Genomic DNA, 17069 nt, shown 5'->3' with positions numbered 1-17069 from the left:
GGAGTCTTCATGAGTAAACAAGAATTGAATGCCGAGTCCCTTGAACTTATCATTACCGAAAGCGAAATCTCCGAATTCGGAGCTCACATCGACAGTCCCGATATTATTGGCCAGCCCCGAGCCATCCGGGCCCTGAAAATGGGAACGGAAATGAGAGGACGAGGATATAATGTCTTCGTCACCGGTCTTCCAGGCACAGGGAGAACAAGTGCCATACGAAAAATTCTTGCAGCGCTTAAGCCCAAGCAGGGCTCCCCGTTGGAAGATGTGGTGTACGTCTACAATTTTGATGATCCCGACGCCCCGAAAGTGCTTTACCTTGAAAAAGGAAAGGGACGTCTCTTTAAACGTGAAATTCACGACCTTGTCGAGAAACTCAAGACAGCCCTGCGAACAAGGATAGAAAGCGACGAAGTAAAAGAGCGACGGAACGGATTGGTGAGGACGGTGGAAGAGCAGGAAAATCTTGTTATCACCGATCTCGAGGCCCGTTTTCGGAAAGAGGGATTCCAAATCATACAGATCCGTGAGCAAGAGAAAGAAACCACCGATCTTAAGCCCATTATAGAGGGAAAAGCCATTGATTTCGACGAGCTCCAGGAACAGGCGGCAAGGGGCGACATCACGGACCAACAGTGGGAAAAGCTTCGCGAAGCCTATTTTCGGCTTATGGATGAATTGAAAAAACAGTTTGAAGAGCTCCACAGCGGCCGCATTGCCTTAGATAAAGAGATAGAGACCCTCAAAGCAGAGGTTCTCCAACCAGTAATCGATGAGGCAATCGACAACATAGCGACCGATTACCGCTCTGCATCGGTTGAAGCCTATCTGGACAGCCTTCGAAACGATCTACGCTCCCATACCTACCTTTTCTTAAGAGAACGTGGCGAAGAGGATGATGGACCGTTTCCCGCACTCATTCGTTATGGAGTAAATGTAATCGTAGATAATGGCACCACAGAGACCGTGCCTGTTATTTTTGAAAATCACCCTACCTACTCCAACCTCTTCGGAGTCATCGAATCACGCTTTGATCTCGGCGGAGAGGGGGGCACAACCTTCATGATGATAAAATCAGGCTCTCTCATTCGTGCAAGGGGAGGTTTTATTGTCCTCAACGCCCACGATCTTCTCCAGGAAGAAGGGGTATGGGAACACCTGAAACGGGCATTGCAAACCGGAGAAGTGGAAATACAGGGACCGGAAGGGGGAATCACGCTTCAGCATACGGTTCTTAAACCCAAGGCCATATCCATCGATACCAAGGTTATCCTTACCGGCACAGAAAATCTTTACGATCTGCTCTACGGCCAGGATATGGACTTCGCAAAACATTTTAAGATAACCGCGGAATTCGATTCGGTTATGGAGCGGACGGCCGAAAATTGTGGCCGTTATATTGGTTTTGCAAACATGATCTGTGATGATGAATCGTTACGGGAAATCGCCCGATCAGGAATGGCCGCAATCATCGAATACGGAATCAAATTATCAGAACAACGTGACCGTCTATCCACTCGCTTCTCCCTTATTGCCGACCTAATCAGGGAGGCGGACTACTGGAGCGGTAAACTGGGAAAGAAAGATATCGACAGAGAAGCTGTTGCCCGGGCTCTTGAGGAACGGAAATTTCTATGGAATCTTCCGGAAGAAAAGATGACCGAGATGATTCTTAGCGGAGAGATGCTGTTACAACTTGAAGGGAATGCGGTAGGGAAGGTCAACGGCCTTGCCGTCCACGACCGAGGCTATTACGCCTATGGTCTTCCTACCGTTATATCTGCGAGTGCCGCCCCCGGCAGTGAGGGAATCATTAATATTGAACGGGAAGTCGGCCTTTCCGGAGAAATCCACGACAAGTGGCTTCTTATTATCGAAGGATTTCTCCGACGCACCTACGCAAGAGAAATTCCCCTTTCAATCTATGCAAATATTTGTTTTGAACAAAGCTACAGCGAAATAGACGGCGATTCGGCAAGCTCAACCGAGGTCTATGCCCTTCTTTCGGCCATAGGAGAAATTCCACTTAGACAAGACATTGCCGTTACCGGATCGGTAAATCAACTCGGACAACTCCAGCCCGTCGGAGGGATCAGCGAAAAAATTGAAGGCTTTTTCAATATCTGCCGCCAAACAGGGCTTTCGGGTAGTCAAGGAGTCATTATACCCGCAATAAACCAAAACAACCTGATGTTGTCCGATGAAGTCTGCGATGTGGTGCGAAACGGAAGCTTTCACGTCTGGTCGGTCGATACCGTAGGAGAGGGAATGGAACTCCTCACAGGCCTGGAAGAGGGAAAACGGAACAAAAAAGGGATCTACCCCCCTGAAAGTATCAACGGGAAAGTAGCGAGAAGGCTGAAAGAGATGGCCGACCTCGTAAAAAACTATTCAAGCTAATACTTGACAGCATCGACTTACTGCCTAATCATTAATATCGTTTGCAAGCATATTGTTAGGCAGGTAATAGTTTCATGGCACCGGAAGTAAATGTAGTACAAATCCAGAAGGCGGCACGTAACGCCGTTCCTATTGCAATTAAAACCTATACTCTTCCACGAGAGACCGAAGTATATCTAGAAGATGTACTCGGTATTTTTCTTTCCGAGTTTGGGCAGGAACATCTCAAGGACCGCATCGCTTACTGTTTGAAAGAGCTTTCGGTAAACGCAAAAAAGGCCAACACAAAGCGGGTTTACTTTAAAGAAAAAGAACTGGACATCAATAATGCAAGAGACTATTCAGAGGGTATGAAACATTTCAAAGAGGAAACTCTTTCCAATATTGGCCATTTTCTTGAATTGCAAAAGCAAGCAGGCTTGTATATTAAGGTTGTTTTTCAGGCAAGAGGGAAAACCTTTACACTGAGTGTCAAAAATAATGTGGAGATAAGCAAAAAGGAACAAATCAGAGTCTACGACCGCATAGCTCGTTCCCGAGCCTTTGAAACAATGGAAGAGGCCCTATCCACGGTCCTTGATGACTCGGAAGGGGCGGGTCTTGGTATCGTCATCCTTGTGCTGATGCTGAAAAAGCTGGGGCTTGATGAGGATGCTTTCGACATCGATACCGTAGACGGAGAAACCGTAGCAAGGATAACCATCCCCTTTTCGGATGTTCACATCGAGAATCTTGACAAACTTTCGGAAGAAGTAGTTTCGGAAATCAACGAACTTCCTCAATTTCCCGACAACATCGTTTTTTTGCAGAAGCTCATCAATGATCCCGACTCGGAAATAACCGATATCGCAAGACAGATCAGCACAGACCCCTCGTTAACCGCCGATCTTCTTAAGGTTGTTAACTCGGCGCAATTCATGCTGCCTAAACGGGTTGATAACATAGTGGAAGCGGTCAAGTTGGTAGGCCTACGTGGATTAAAGAACCTTCTTTACAGCTACGGGACCCAGAAAATTCTCTCCCAGGACCAAAAATGGCTTTGGGATCACTCCTATCGCACGGCTTTTTACGCCTATTCCCTTGCCAGAAGCTTCAAGAAAAAGAAGGACCTTCTCGACGATGCCTATGTCGGAGGAATCCTCCACGATATGGGAAAGATTGTCTTTGCCCATGTCCACCCAAAACTTCTCGATAGAATCAGCAATTTCTGTACAGAACGTGAAATCGACAGAGATCTTTTTGAAGACCTATCCGCCGGCCTCAATCATGCGGAAATCGGTGGTCGTATCGCAGAAAAGTGGAACTTCCCTGCAACCCTCGTAGAAGCAATCAGATTCCACCATGAACCTTCCGAATGTGATCCAGAATATCGGGATGTTGTAGAAACCGTTTATCTTGCAAACGCGCTGGCAAATCTGGAAAACGGTGAAATTACCTTTGAGCAGATCGATCCAAAGGTACTTGCAGGGTTTCATATCCGTTCGGAAGAGCAAGGGAATGCCATTTTGCAAAGGCTTTCCGACGCCTTTTCTAAAGACACCGACAATAGAGAGTAACTACTGTTCGGAATCCCGGTGGTACATGAATAAAATCTCCTTTTCTCATAGCTGCATCTTATCAGGGCCTTGCCTTTTCGGTTTCCCTCATATGCCTGGGGACAGAAACCACCAGGATTCCTAACACTAATGACAACAATTGACATTCATATTGTTATATAGTATTATCTATATATAAAATCCTAAAGGGGTGTATCCATGGCTATAACAATCTATACGACTCCGTCATGCGGCTACTGTGTAAAAGCAAAAGAGTATTTTCGTGGCCGCGGCGTCAATTTTACCGAATACAATGTGGCTCAGAATATGCAAAAGGCGGAAGAAATGGTTAAGAAGTCCGGGCAAATGGGCGTTCCGGTTATTGACATCAACGGTAGAATCATCATCGGATTTAATCAGTCGGAGATAGAACGGGCTCTCCATCGCTAATGGTTGTTTCGTGCCGTCGGACTCCAGGTTCGACGGCACGAAACTGCGAAAACCAGGCATGAAGGACGATGCCGGTGGCTACCGATACATTAAGAGAGCCTTTGCGTCCCCCCGTTTCTATAGAAACAGCCCCGCCGCTCCGACTTGCCTGTTCCATTAAGGCAGGTGAGACTCCCAGTTCTTCCGAACCGATAACAAGTATTCCACCTGCCGGAAAGTGAAATTCATGTAACGGACAACCTCCCGTTTCAAGGGCAACAATCTTATTCGAAGTGGTGTGGGTTTGCATCTCTTCAAAAGAAGAGCGACACCAAGGAACGATATCAACACATCCCATGGCACTTCTCTGCGCCCGGGGATGTCGCGGGTCCGCACTACCAGGGGAGAGAAAAATTTTTCGGACGCCAAAAGACTCGGCAGCCCGAAAGATGCTTCCGACATTAAAGGGTGAACGGATATCGTCGAGATAAAGATCAAGCTCAATGATTTTTCGCACCTGTTCACAGCCTCCCTCCTCTAAAGGTTTTGGAGGCAAGAGGTCCCAATCGGCGGGGGAAGCGCCTAGTTGTTCAAGAAGAAGATGCCGCAATCCATTACAGGAGCGCAGTACGTCATTTTTGTCTATACACTGCAGATTAAGAATCGACACTTTCTCACGAACAGCACTAGTAACGAAGGGATCCCCAGCGATCAGGGAAAACAAATCCCGTAAGTACGTAGTATCGATAGGCACATCATTTCGGAGGCTTTCTTCAAAAAACCGCATGAGCCTCGGATATTTTCGTATACGTGTCGAAGCAGGAAGTCCCGCCAATTTTTTTATGGTGATCATGCAGCAGCACTACCACGCTTGTTGAAGCAGTTGCATCAGATCATCATAGGAAAGAGGCCCCGGTAAATCAGCGATGAAAGGAAGCTCCCTCGCTTTTCCAACAACTTCGGGGAAAGCATCACGTTCAAGGTCCAGCTCTGAAAGGCGACCGGGAAATTCATGAGATCCGATGGAAGAACGCAGCCGCTCGACCGTCCTATCTGCGGCAGCAACCACTGAAAGGCCCTTTAAATTTTCACCTAGGATATTTCCCATCCTGGCAACCTTCTCCGGCGCTGACCTCAACCCATATTCAAGGATATAGGGGAGCAAGATGGTAGAGGCAACGGCTTTAGGTACGGATCGATGAGCACTTATGCTCCAGGAGAGGGCAGTACCGGCTCCAGGGGAACCAGAAACGGTTCCGAGCGCGTTGAAGAAGGCGGCCTGAGCGGCAAAGAGTCCGGCACGTTCAACCTTACCTACCTCCATCCCGGCCACTGCATCAACAGCAAGTGCAACCGCTTTTAGAAAAGCCGTCTCAGAAAAGAATGTATTCCGACCTGAAAGATAGCCCTCCACGGAAAGAAGGAGGGTATCAAGCAATAGAGCCACCCGATACTTTGGCGATAAGCCCCCGCTCAATTCGGGATCGATCACAGCGGCAAAGGGAAAAAAGCCCTCGGCATTGACCAATCGAGGGGTTCGATTTCTGGCATCGACAATGAAAAACCTATCGCTACACATGAAGGGGCTACGAAGCGTCCCGGGAATCTCTATATAAGGGAGCGGAGGAGCAGAAACGGTAGATCCAGAGAGAATATCATCGACACGTTTATCGGAGTTGGCTGCAAGTGCCGTCATTCTGGCAATACCAAGGGCCCTTAGCCCCCCGAAGCCGATAACGGCATGCAACCTACTTACCTTTGCAAGCTCGGAGGCAGCCTCCGCACTACGACTGTCCGCCCGGGCAGGAAGATCGGTAAAAATCATGACCTCACCGCCTTCCCGTTCTATAAGCGATCGTATCCGATCAACCTCCTCACGCTCTGAAAGAGCACGTTCCGTGACAAGGAGAAAGCGGTTTCCAAGCAATCCAATAGTCTCTGCCAGCCGTAGCAGAGAACCAGCAGAACAAAATATCCTCGTCGGCATGTAAAGGGATAAATCCTGCATTGGCAAACCTCCTCACAAAATCCTTATATCACTATTACAGGAGATACCGAGCTATGCAAGGGGAGTAATAAAAAAAGACCACCCGGTAGGGTGGTCGGAATAGTACTATCGACGGCATAACTCAGGAGATGCCGAACATATCCATGATTGAATCGGCGACATCACCAAGCAGCTTATCATTTATGTAGGAAGGATCCTCCAATTTTCGGCGGACCTCTTCGACACGGTCGGCCCTGATATCGGGAGACGCCTTAACCGTTTCAACGGCCTTATACACCTCAGCCATGGTTTTTGCATCATTGGATATGGAAATTGAGTCCTTTTCTCCGGGCTTTATCGGTTTAGAGGTTTTGTTGGTCTTCCCAAGCTTGTTTACCGGATCAACCGGTCCTAATCTCTCAATATTCATTTCCAACCCTGCCTTTCATCCTATATATCGGATGGAATACTCTTAATATTAACGTTTTTTCTTTCCGGATACAAGGACGGAAAACTCTCCTTTAATAGATTCCCTACCGGAAAAATCATTAAGAAGCTCCTGAGCGCTGCCCTGCAGATACTCTTCATGGAATTTGGTCATTTCTCTCCCAATGAGAACCAATCGCTCAGGATCAACATCGGCAATATCGGTCAAAAGCTTGATAATCCGATGAGGAGATTCATATAAAACGAAACTTTCACCCCGTTCCAACAACTCTTCAAGCCGCTTTTTCCGCTTCCCGGCCTTTGGACTTAAAAAACCGTCAAAAAGAACACTACGACCGGGAAATGATCCCACGCTCATTAATGCAGCAAAAGCAGATACCCCGGGTATCGGAACAGCTTCGAAACCGGCTTCACGAACCGCATGTACCAAGGCCCCTCCGGGATCACTCAAGCCGGGGGTTCCGGCATCACTGACATAGGCAACGGTTTTATCTTCCTGGAGAAGCTCAATAATACGATCTGCAGCAATGCTTTCATTGTGCGACCGACAGCTCACCAGAGGCTTTTGTATCTCATAGTGATTAAGAAGCTTAAGGGTTTGCCGAGTATCTTCACAGGCTATAACATCGGCTTCCTTTAGCGTTTTTAGTGCCCGAAAGGTGATATCGGCGAGATTGCCAATAGGAGTTGCAACAATATAGAGTGTTCCCATTCCTTTATCCTAACCGGAATCGGGGCACCTGCCAATAGAAAAGATACTTGCACTTTCTCAAGGAAGAGGGTACACAAATTATATGGTTGAATTGGCAATCGGTGCAGTTTCGGCGGTAGTGGTGGCGGCTTTGGTTATTCTGCTCTTAGGAAGCGGCAAAGGAGGGCATAGTAAAAAAACGCAAACAAAGCTTACACATCCACAACCAAAGCGAGAACGACAGTGTCCTCTTTGTTCGGCGGACCTGGCAAAAGGGCAAAACATAAAATCGGTCCTGTACCCAAAATCACCAGGTGCACCTGACAGACTGATGGAAATTAAAGGATGTCCCTATTGCTACCCTGCCCCAGGCAAGCGAAAAAGGATATGTCCGGTCTGCGGAAAAGAAGTTCCCTATGATGGGGATATCATTGCACGAGTTTTCGACTCAGGAGAGAGACGGCATGTACATGTGCTCGGGTGCAGTGACTGCTACCGGCGAAAAAAGGATGCCGAAAAGAATTAATACAATGCCCTGTCCCACCACGAAAATTCGGAACACCATATAGAGGTTGAAACAACCTCTATTCAGGGATCTCCACGGTCTCACCGAGAAATCTTGGACCGGTATGGAAGAAGTGTAAATCCAACAGAGCCTTCACCCTGGCAAAGTATTCCCTTCCCCGTATCCGCCGACCCGAATAGCCTCCGACATCTTTTGCGTTAAAAGCCACGGCGTCGATCCCAAAATGACGGGCAATGTACAGAGCTCGTTCGTTGTGAAAGCGCTGACTTACAATAATAAAATGGTCTTGCCCAAAAACCTCCTGGCAGCGAACAACCGAATCCAGTGTTCGAAACCCGGCATAGTCGAGAACAATCCGATCAATAGGGACCCCCATTTCAACCAAAGCCTGGCGCATCTCCACAGGTTCATTGTAGGATTTTCGAGCATTATCCCCACTTACCAAGAGATATCTGACCTTTCCCGCATCAAACAAGGCCTTTGCAGCCTCGATACGGTAGCGAAAGTAGAGATTGGTCTTTCCGCCCGGACGATAACGGCTGGTTCCTAAGACCAGAGCCGTTTTTACAGAAGGGACCTCTGATATGCTATCGTAAAGACGCTCTCGAGCCACGACACTTATGGAGCGATCGATAAAGAGCATTAGAATCAATAATAGAAAAAATACACATATAATAGCTATACCAACCACGATAAAACTCTTTCGTTTCATAAACCGGAATATAAGTATAGCCTGAACTTCGAGTCTCTGACAATGACAGCTTGAAAAGGGAACGTTCATCATGTAGAGTCATCTTTATGGAAAATATGAAACGAACCGCTACGTGTGGAGAACTAAACAGTTCAAGGGTCGGAGAAACCGTTACCCTCAATGGATGGGTCCATAGGAATAGGGACCACGGCGGCATCCTTTTTATCAATCTCCGGGACCGCTACGGCATCACGCAGGTCGTAATCGATGAAGATGCCTCCGCTCCATTAAAAGAGAAGGCCAAAGAGCTCAAATTTGAATACTGCATCGCTGTCGTCGGTATCGTCCGTCGCCGACCCGACGAAATGGTCAATAAGGATATGAACACAGGAGAGATCGAGGTGGCGGCCTCGCAGATTGAAATACTCACGAAATGTGATGTTCTCCCTTTCATGATCGACGAGAAAAGCGACGCAAAGGAAGACCTTCGGTTGAAATACCGCTATCTCGACCTGCGATCCTTCTCTATGCAGCGTAAGATACGGCTGAGAACCGATGTAACCTTCGCAGCAAGAGAGTTTCTCATCGGTAAGGGGTTTATGGAGATCGAAACTCCAACCATGATCAAATCAACCCCCGAAGGAGCACGGGATTTTCTTGTACCAAGCCGCATACACGCCGGAAAATTTTACGCTCTTCCTCAAAGCCCTCAGCTCTACAAACAGATCTTGATGGTTTCCGGCTTCGATCGCTATTTTCAAATTGCCCATTGCTTTAGGGACGAAGATGCTCGAGGCGACCGACAGCCGGAACACACCCAGATCGATATGGAAATGAGTTTCGTCAGCAAAGACGATGTATTTGAAGTCGTCGAGGGGATGATGAGCCACATCTTCGACAAAACCCTTGGGGTAAAACTCGAAATACCTTTCCAGCGCTTGCCCTATGACGATGCCCTTAACCGTTTCGGAAGCGATAAACCGGACCTCCGTTTCGGTTTGGAAATGAAAACCGTCGACGAACTTGCCTCAAAAAGCGGTTTTAACGCCTTCAAGTCAGTCATTGCCGAAGGAGGTTGCGTCAAGGCCCTGGTGGCGAGCGGCTGTGCAGGCTACTCCAGAAAGCAGATCTCCGAGCTTGAGGATGCGGCAAAGGTCTACGGAGCAAAGGGCCTTGCCTGGATGAAAGTCGGAGAATCGGGCATCGAAGGTGGTGTTTCGAAATTCTTCGACGGGATTGCCGATGAGCTGCTTGCAAGCCTTGAAGCACAAGAGGGAGATCTAATCCTGATGGTCGGGGACAAATGGAACGTCGCCTGCACCAGTCTTGGCGCGGTTCGCAGCAAACTCGGAAAAGACCTCGGCCTGATCGAAGCGGGGACCTTCCGATTCTGCTGGATCGTGGACTTCCCTCTCTTTGAGTACAATGAAGAAGAACAGCGCTGGGAAGCTGCCCATCACATGTTTACCATGCCCCAGGAGCAGTACCTCGACACCCTGGAGGAAAACCCCGGTGCGGTAAAGGGAGACCTCTACGATCTTGTCTGTAACGGCTTTGAACTGGCATCCGGTTCTATCAGGATCCACGATCCCGAAATTCAGAAGCGCATCTTCAACATTGTCGGATTTTCCAGCGAAGAAGCGGAAAACCGTTTCGGATTTCTCCTCAACGCCTTCCGCTACGGGCCGCCTCCCCACGGCGGAATAGCTCCGGGCCTCGATCGGCTGGTCATGATCATGGCAGGAGAGAACTCGATCAAAGAGGTGATTGCCTTCCCGAAGAACAACCAGGCATACAGCCCTATGGACGATTCTCCGAGTCTCGTCGATGAAGACCAGCTCAAGATGCTTCACATTAAACTGGATATGCCGGAGAAAGAGGAAGAATCCTAAAGGCTCCGCTGCTTTTTCCAGTTGGAATAGTTATATACGGCTCCGGATTGGCCATACAAGCTTCCCGGAGTTGTATAAAACTCCTGATGCAATCTGTAATTAGGAATTAGGCAATAATCACGTCTACACCCATATGTTTAAACTTCTCAAGTGTTTCAGAGGGAGCAGATTTATCGGTGATAAGAATATCAATTTCGTTCAGTGCAGTTGAAACAAAATTTGAAACGCGCCCAATTTTAGAGTGATCAGCCAAAACAACCACCTTGCCATTCGTATTCTCGATCATTGCCTGGTTGATACTACATTCCTGATGAACAGCTGTAGTCAGACCTTTTTCGAGACTGATTCCGTTCGTTCCGAGAAAAGTGATATTGCTGTTGATGTTCTTTATTGCTTCCAGGGTCATGATACCAATAAACGATCTCGATTGTTCCCTGTATTCTCCCCCTAAAATCATCAGCTCAAGCTCTGGGCCTTTCTTGCAAGATACCGCCCAAGCATTATTCGTAAACACCCTCACTCGAGCATCTCGGAGAGCCTCTAAAAAATGGAGTGTCGTCGAACCACTGTTCAGGAAAATGATATCATTGTCATGTACAAGCTCGAGGGCTTTTTTGGCTATGGCCTTCTTTTCTTCGGTATTGATCAGGCCTTTTTCCATGAAATCTCTTTCGGGAAGGGAGTTTAATGGAGAAGAGGCTATGCGAGCCCCTCCATGCCTCCGTTCAAGAAGGCCCTTTTGTGAAAGATACTCCAAGTCACGCCGTATCGTTCCCTGCGAAACATTAAGGTGCATGCTCAATTGATCGACACGCACAAACCCCTTTCGATTGAGAATATCCAACAATTTCAGATGTCGGTTTGCCACGATGGAACTTTCAGACATGGGAATGACCTCTTGCTTTCTTTTGTATCACTATTATCCACCATTATGCCCGCTTTTGGCAAAAGTTTCGAGGCCGTTCGTCCCTGTGTTCACCTCCCTCAATAGATTCCAGACTCCCGGACGGCTTCGAACATTGCCACAATATTCTCGGGTGGAACATCTTTTTGGATAATATGCACCTGACTAAAAATAAACCCGCCACCGGGTGCAAGGATATCGATTTGACGTCTCACCTCCTCTTTTACCTGGGAGGGCGAAGCATTGGGGAGAATCGACTGAGTATCAATCCCGCCACCCCAAAAGGTAATATCTTTCCCAAATTCTTTTTTTAACAAAACAGGATCAATACCGGGCACTGTGTATTGAACAGGATTGAGGCAGTCGATTCCCGCCTCGATCAAATCGGGAATGACAGGTAGGATTGCACCATCTGAATGCATAATAATTTTAGCCCGCCCCCGAGAAGCTGTTTTAATTCCGGCAAACAGTTTTTTGTGCCGGGGCAGAACAAGATTCCGATACATTTCGGGTGAGATCAGCATCGAATCCTGAGCACCAAGATCATCGCCTATGCGGATCAACGACAAATCGGGAATGCTCTGAAATGCCTGAGTCCACCAGGCAAGCTGCTGTTCAAGCTGCCGGTCCATTATGTACTCCGCCGCCTTTGGATCCAGGGCAAGCATCATATAGAAATTTGCAGAACCACATAGATTGAATCCTGCGTCGAAAAGCTCAAGTCCAAGTGGAAGGTCGAGAATGGGTACCTTCTCTTCTTTACAGATCGTCCGGGCACGGTGAGCAAGTCCGGCAAGTCTGGAAGGCTTCGAATAATCCGGCCAGTGAACGTCTCGAAGCATTTCCTCGTCCGGCATCTCGGAAAAACGCGGTGTTCGGCATTCAAAATAATCACCATCGTCTTTTTGCCGTTCCCAACCCACCCCCCATTCATCACGATACGTTTCCCTGGAACCATCGTCCGACCATACAAGTTGGGGAACCGGGGGAACTAGGGGACGAAAATCGGTATGGAAAAGTTGATGGACAGCTTCATCGATAACGGCGGTCCTCTGACGATATCGCTCAATCCGAAGCTGGTCAAAACGCATGCCGAGGTATTCAAGAAGCTTGCGATAGGCATCGATATGAATACCGGAGATAAGATGACCGCCAAAATCGACAGGCACGCGGTCGGCCTCTTTATGATCAAGCGCCAGAAAAGTCCGTTCAGTTGAGTTCATATTGCTTCCTGTTATCCCTTCACGGCACCGGCCGTCATTCCCATGATCAGCTTTTTTGCCGCGGTAAATGTAAAAATAAAAGCAGGTATGGCGGTAATGGTTGCAATAGCCGTGATTTTTCCCCATTCCGTCCCGGCATCGGTAAGAAAAAGCGAAACAGCTACCGGCAGTGTTCTGGTAAAACGGTTGGTCAATACAAGGCTCAGGATATATTCATTCCAGGCAATTCGGAAGGTAAAAATTCCGGCAACAGAAAGGCCCGGTGCAATAAGGGGAAGAATGATCCTAGAAAAAACCATCCAGTCGGAACAGCCGTCTATGGTTGCCGACTCGTCAAGCGACCTTGGAATTTCGGAGATAAAGGTTTTCAGGACCCAGATATTGAAAGGCAAATTGAGACCAATATAAACAAGGACCAGGCCGATTCTGGTATTTGCAAGCCCCAGGGAATTCCAGATAACGAAAACGGGAATTACCAGGATAACAGGAGGAATCATGCGGAGCAGGAGCGTAAAGACGATAAGCAGCTTTTTCCCTTTATATTTGAAACGGGAAAATGAATAGCCAGCAAGGGCACCCGTACAGACACTGAAAAAGGTCGTTGAAAGCGCAACAATAACGCTGTTGAAAAAATAACGTCCGAAGCCGTTACTTAAAAGTACATTCCGGTAGTTTTCAAATGTCGGCCGGAATATCCATTTCGGAGGAAGGGAAAAGGCGTCCACCTCATATTTTAATGATGTCGAAACCATTTCGTAAATGGGAAACAGGCAAATTACCATTCCCACCAGAACTATCATGAGAACAATAAACCGATTCAGTCGTTTTCTATTCTTAAAAGTCATTATGCCCCTGCCTTTTATGTTTCATCTTTCATATTTTTGGTAATAAAAATTATGGAAAGCAGCGTTATGATACCAAGCAAAATAACAGCCACGGCAGAGGCCTTACCCAGGCGCTGATCGGTGAAGGCTGTTTTGTAAAGATGAAGGGAAAGAATTTCGGTCGACACTCCCGGACCGCCGTTGGTCATGATAAACATGACAACCAGCCCCCGAAAGGCATCAATGAGCCGAAGCACGGCGGTAATGCCGATGACACCGGAGATACAGGGCAATTTGATATGAATTAAATTCTGAAGATAGTTGGCTCCGTCGACCCGGGCCGCATCACTGAGATCAGAGGGAATTCCCTGAAGTCCGGCAAGCAAAAGCAGGAACACAAAGGGAGTCCATTGCCAGATATCGGTTATGATAATAGAGATGAGCGCCATGTGGGGGTCCGAGAGCCATCCGACCTCTTTCAATCCCAGAACCGAAAGAAAGTAGTTTATCTTCCCATACGAGGGGTTGTAAAGAAATTTCCAGATGACACCGACAACAACGGGAGCAATCATGACGGGCAAAATGAAAACAGTACGAAAAAAACGAAGTCCGGGGAGACCATCCTCCAGTAAAAGAGCGAGAACCAATCCAACGAACAACTCCAGACAAACCACACTAATGGTAAATACCAATGTGACACGAATACTGGTCTGAAAGTTCTCGCTTCCGAACAAGTCAATAAAATTCCGCAGTCCGACAAACACCGGTTCCTTTCTGATATCCCGCAAAAACCATTCAAAAAAACTCAGCCTGATACCCGAGACGACAGGTACCACCATAACCAGTAACAGAACGGCAATTGCCGGCAATGCAAAAAGATATGGGCTTTTATTCCGTTTCATGACACCATTGTTGAACAAATCCGGACCTCCTGAATCACGGACGTATCAGCAATGCTTGCAAGATACGTCCGGCACACTATTGCTTCTGTTTACTTAATATATCCGGCTCGAACCATGATCTCCCGAATAGGTGCCATGATACCATCCATGGCCTCCTGGGGCTCTTTCTCTCCGGTCAATACCTGATTGACCGCAATGCCCATGATATTGTCGATCTCCCCCCATTCAGGGATGATGGGCCGCCAATCTGGATTTACGTGTGGCAACTGCAGAGCAAGAGCCTTGAATTCCGGATACTCATCCTGAAGAATGGGATCGTTTACCGAAGAAGTACGGAAAGGGGCTCCGCCATTCTCTATAACCTTCCGTTCGGTCTCCTTGCTTGTGATCCACTGAAGGAACAGGAATGCGGCCTCCGGATGGCTCGCATTTGCCGGTATCGCCAGGCCGAATCCTCCTGACTCACTCAATCTGTTTTCCTGCTTCGGATGCATTGCATAACCGAGTTTATCATAGACCTTCGACTGCTTCGGATCTCTGGCCTTACCGGCAAAAACGCTTGCATCGAGGTACATGGCAACATCTCCCTGCAAAAAGGCCTGAAATTCGCCGTCCTGGGCAAAACTGGTCATTCCCGGAGGTCCATAGCTGAACATCTTTTTCATCCACTCAAGTGTTTTGATAGATTCAGGGGAATTAACCACCGGTTCCCAATTCTCGTCAAAGACTCTTGCTCCAAAAGGTGATGCATGCAGAAGGTAAGCGGCATTCGCCTGGTGCCCGGAAGCACCCCGGCTTGTCATCCCATACATACCATCAACATTTTCATAGATGAATTTGGCAGTCTCGAGTACCTCATCATAGGTCTCAGGCACCTTAAGATTATATTTGTCGAAGATATCTTTTCGATATATCAATATGCTGGTCTCGGCACCAAAAGGGACACCGTAAAGTTTGGCCCCCGGACCGCCGAGATAGATTTTTTTGCCTCCTACATAGCCGGTGTTTTCCACATAGGCAGGGACAAGATCGTCAAAGTCGTAATCCGGATACGCCAGGGACGGATCATTGAAGAAGGGCTCGAGTTCCTTCAACATACCGGCGGCGGCATACTCACTTTTCCACATGCACACCATTGAAATGAGATCATAATCGCCGGAAGGCTTACTCATCTCCAATACCTGTTTATCGTGCATCTTCATGTACTGGAGCAGATCGACCTCCACCTTGATACCGGTAAGCTCCTCGAACTCGGGAATCAGGGGCATCAACGCGTTATACGTCACATGGTTCGGAAAGCATGTAACAATGGTCTCTCCCTCACATTGTCTCCAGTTAAACTCACCTGACACACTCTTCGGAGAGCTTCCGGCAGCATCCTGCTGTCCATTGGAAAAGACAAAACTTGAAGTAAAGATCAACAGGAGCACAACCACAAATCTTCTCATGTAATCCTCCATTTTCCCTTCACGATAAACGCGAAGGTAGTCAATTGATTTTAAGGATTCAAGCGAATCCGGAATCGCAAATTTCTGACGCAGTTTTACAGCAGGGATTTGAAAGGCAAATCGGGCTCTATGGAAAAGGCATCATCAAATCCCCGGGGATAATGGTATTCAAGCAGTTCTTTATCATCCGGATAGACGAACTTTCCACCGACCTGCCAGATGAAGGGCTTGAACCGATATTGCAGGCGATCTTTCCGCATATTCCACAGAACCAGAATTTCCATGGGATCGGCCTGAAAATTGGTCCAGATATCATGGTGAAAAGGAATCACTACCTTGGTTCTCAAAGATTCCGCCATTCGCAGGATATCGACAGAAGTCATCTTATCGGTCATTCCCCGGGGATTCTCGCCATATGAGCCCAGTGCAACATCGATTTCATGATCATTGCCGTGCTTTGCATAATAGTTGGAATAATGGGAATCGCCACTATGATAGATTGTTCCTCCGGGAGTCTTGATCAAGTAATTAACGGCGAGACGATCCATATCCTGGGGCATCTTTCCCTTCAGGACGACTCCCTTGGGTGCGGTAACCAGCTCGGTCCTATCAAAAGAATCAAGAACAATAATCTGAACATCACCGATCTGCAGGGAATCCCCCGGCCTAACAACCCGACAACGTTCCTTCGGTACGCCCCAACTTGTCCAGAGATCGACACAGGCCTGCGGTCCGACAAACGGTACTTCTGCGGAAATATTCTGCAACACCGCTGCTGCAACATTTTCATCGATATGATCACCATGATCATGTGTCGCCAGAATAGCTTCGACCTTTCGAATAGCAAAAGGGTCGATTACGCAGGGAACATTTCTGAGATTGGGTTGGAGTTTTCGACATCCAATCATCCGCTGGTGCTGATGCTGTTCCTTCATCAGGGGGTTCTGCTTTGTGCGTTTCCCGCTTTTTGTCCAGAGATCGATACAGATATTTGTATTCCCTTCCGATTTCACCCAGATGCCGGTACATCCAAGCCACCACATGGCGAACGTCCCCGGCCTGACGTTTTCTTCGTCAATCTCCTCATTCAACCAGGTCCCCCATTCGGGAAACGTACTGAGAATCCATGATTCCCGTGTAATGGTATCTATCTTACTCATGCAAACTCCA

The 17069-nt window shown here is 47.8% G+C and carries 16 protein-coding genes and 1 pseudogene; 5 read left to right on the top strand and 12 right to left on the bottom strand.

Annotation, left to right across the window (positions count from 1 at the left end; all coding sequences use genetic code 11):
* Positions 1-9: 9 nt before the first annotated feature.
* The 3 genes from SPIRS_RS01620 to SPIRS_RS22040 all read left to right on the top strand — a co-directional run bounded on the left by SPIRS_RS01620 (position 10) and on the right by SPIRS_RS22040 (position 4385).
* On the top strand, positions 10-2400 hold the full coding sequence (locus SPIRS_RS01620) for an ATP-binding protein (RefSeq protein ID WP_013252941.1): 2391 nt from the start codon (positions 10-12) through the stop codon (positions 2398-2400).
* 74 nt (positions 2401-2474) lie between these two features.
* Entirely contained in the window at positions 2475-3956 is a 1482-nt protein-coding gene (locus SPIRS_RS01615) for an HDOD domain-containing protein (protein ID WP_013252940.1), read from the top strand.
* A gap of 198 nt (positions 3957-4154) precedes the next feature.
* Positions 4155-4385 (top strand): glutaredoxin domain-containing protein, encoded by a 231-nt coding sequence (locus tag SPIRS_RS22040; protein WP_013252939.1) that lies wholly within the window; start codon positions 4155-4157, stop codon positions 4383-4385.
* On the opposite strand, the gene SPIRS_RS01605 is transcribed toward SPIRS_RS22040, so the two are convergent.
* From SPIRS_RS01605 to rsmI, 4 genes are all read right to left on the bottom strand, one after another.
* Positions 4348-5217 (bottom strand): TrmH family RNA methyltransferase, encoded by an 870-nt coding sequence (locus SPIRS_RS01605; RefSeq protein WP_013252938.1) that lies wholly within the window; start codon positions 5215-5217, stop codon positions 4348-4350. The two genes, SPIRS_RS22040 and SPIRS_RS01605, sit on opposite strands and share 38 nt — an antisense overlap.
* Before the next feature lie 9 nt (positions 5218-5226).
* Positions 5227-6372: an iron-containing alcohol dehydrogenase gene (locus SPIRS_RS01600; RefSeq protein WP_013252937.1), complete on the bottom strand. Its 1146-nt coding sequence runs from the start codon at positions 6370-6372 to the stop codon at positions 5227-5229.
* Between the two features lie 121 nt (positions 6373-6493).
* Positions 6494-6781: a flagellar biosynthesis anti-sigma factor FlgM gene (locus tag SPIRS_RS01595; RefSeq protein WP_013252936.1), complete on the bottom strand. Its 288-nt coding sequence runs from the start codon at positions 6779-6781 to the stop codon at positions 6494-6496.
* 48 nt (positions 6782-6829) lie between these two features.
* Positions 6830-7510 carry a 16S rRNA (cytidine(1402)-2'-O)-methyltransferase gene (gene rsmI, locus SPIRS_RS01590; RefSeq protein WP_013252935.1) on the bottom strand — a complete coding sequence of 227 codons (681 nt, stop codon included), beginning with the start codon at positions 7508-7510 and terminating at the stop codon, positions 6830-6832.
* Positions 7511-7592: 82 nt separating this feature from the next.
* On the opposite strand from rsmI, the gene SPIRS_RS01585 reads away from it, so the two are divergent.
* Complete coding sequence (locus SPIRS_RS01585) at positions 7593-8015, top strand: hypothetical protein (RefSeq protein WP_013252934.1); 423 nt, start codon at positions 7593-7595, stop codon at positions 8013-8015.
* A 58-nt stretch (positions 8016-8073) separates the two neighbouring features.
* Here SPIRS_RS01585 and SPIRS_RS01580 read toward each other — a convergent pair whose 3' ends face one another.
* Positions 8074-8706 carry a SanA/YdcF family protein gene (locus SPIRS_RS01580; RefSeq protein WP_245537666.1) on the bottom strand — a complete coding sequence of 211 codons (633 nt, stop codon included), beginning with the start codon at positions 8704-8706 and terminating at the stop codon, positions 8074-8076.
* Positions 8707-8813: 107 nt separating this feature from the next.
* On the opposite strand from SPIRS_RS01580, the gene aspS reads away from it, so the two are divergent.
* The gene (gene aspS, locus SPIRS_RS01575; RefSeq protein ID WP_013252932.1) at positions 8814-10598 is read left to right on the top strand and encodes an aspartate--tRNA ligase; all 1785 of its coding nucleotides are present in this window, start codon (positions 8814-8816) and stop codon (positions 10596-10598) included.
* 106 nt (positions 10599-10704) lie between these two features.
* Here aspS and SPIRS_RS01570 read toward each other — a convergent pair whose 3' ends face one another.
* The 7 genes and pseudogenes from SPIRS_RS01570 to ulaG all read right to left on the bottom strand — a co-directional run bounded on the left by SPIRS_RS01570 (position 10705) and on the right by ulaG (position 17059).
* Entirely contained in the window at positions 10705-11259 is a 555-nt protein-coding gene (locus SPIRS_RS01570) for a DeoR/GlpR family DNA-binding transcription regulator (protein WP_245537759.1), read from the bottom strand.
* A 42-nt stretch (positions 11260-11301) separates the two neighbouring features.
* Positions 11302-11484, bottom strand: a pseudogene (locus SPIRS_RS22615) (DeoR family transcriptional regulator); the annotation flags it as partial.
* A 98-nt stretch (positions 11485-11582) separates the two neighbouring features.
* Positions 11583-12725, bottom strand: coding sequence for a uroporphyrinogen decarboxylase family protein (locus tag SPIRS_RS01565; protein ID WP_013252930.1), 1143 nt, complete (start codon positions 12723-12725; stop codon positions 11583-11585).
* An 11-nt stretch (positions 12726-12736) separates the two neighbouring features.
* A complete protein-coding gene (locus SPIRS_RS01560) occupies positions 12737-13570 on the bottom strand; it encodes a carbohydrate ABC transporter permease (protein WP_013252929.1) in 834 nt (277 codons plus the stop codon).
* A gap of 14 nt (positions 13571-13584) precedes the next feature.
* Positions 13585-14469 carry a carbohydrate ABC transporter permease gene (locus SPIRS_RS01555; protein WP_013252928.1) on the bottom strand — a complete coding sequence of 295 codons (885 nt, stop codon included), beginning with the start codon at positions 14467-14469 and terminating at the stop codon, positions 13585-13587.
* 71 nt (positions 14470-14540) lie between these two features.
* On the bottom strand, positions 14541-15899 hold the full coding sequence (locus tag SPIRS_RS01550) for an ABC transporter substrate-binding protein (RefSeq protein ID WP_013252927.1): 1359 nt from the start codon (positions 15897-15899) through the stop codon (positions 14541-14543).
* Between the two features lie 95 nt (positions 15900-15994).
* On the bottom strand, positions 15995-17059 hold the full coding sequence (gene ulaG / locus SPIRS_RS01545) for an L-ascorbate 6-phosphate lactonase (protein ID WP_013252926.1): 1065 nt from the start codon (positions 17057-17059) through the stop codon (positions 15995-15997).
* Positions 17060-17069: the final 10 nt, after the last annotated feature.

The organism is Sediminispirochaeta smaragdinae DSM 11293, assembly GCF_000143985.1.
In the GTDB taxonomy this organism is placed as follows: Bacteria; Spirochaetota; Spirochaetia; order DSM-16054; family Sediminispirochaetaceae; genus Sediminispirochaeta; species Sediminispirochaeta smaragdinae.
Note: the sequence above shows the minus strand (reverse complement) of the source record. Positions and strands in the feature narration are given on the sequence as shown.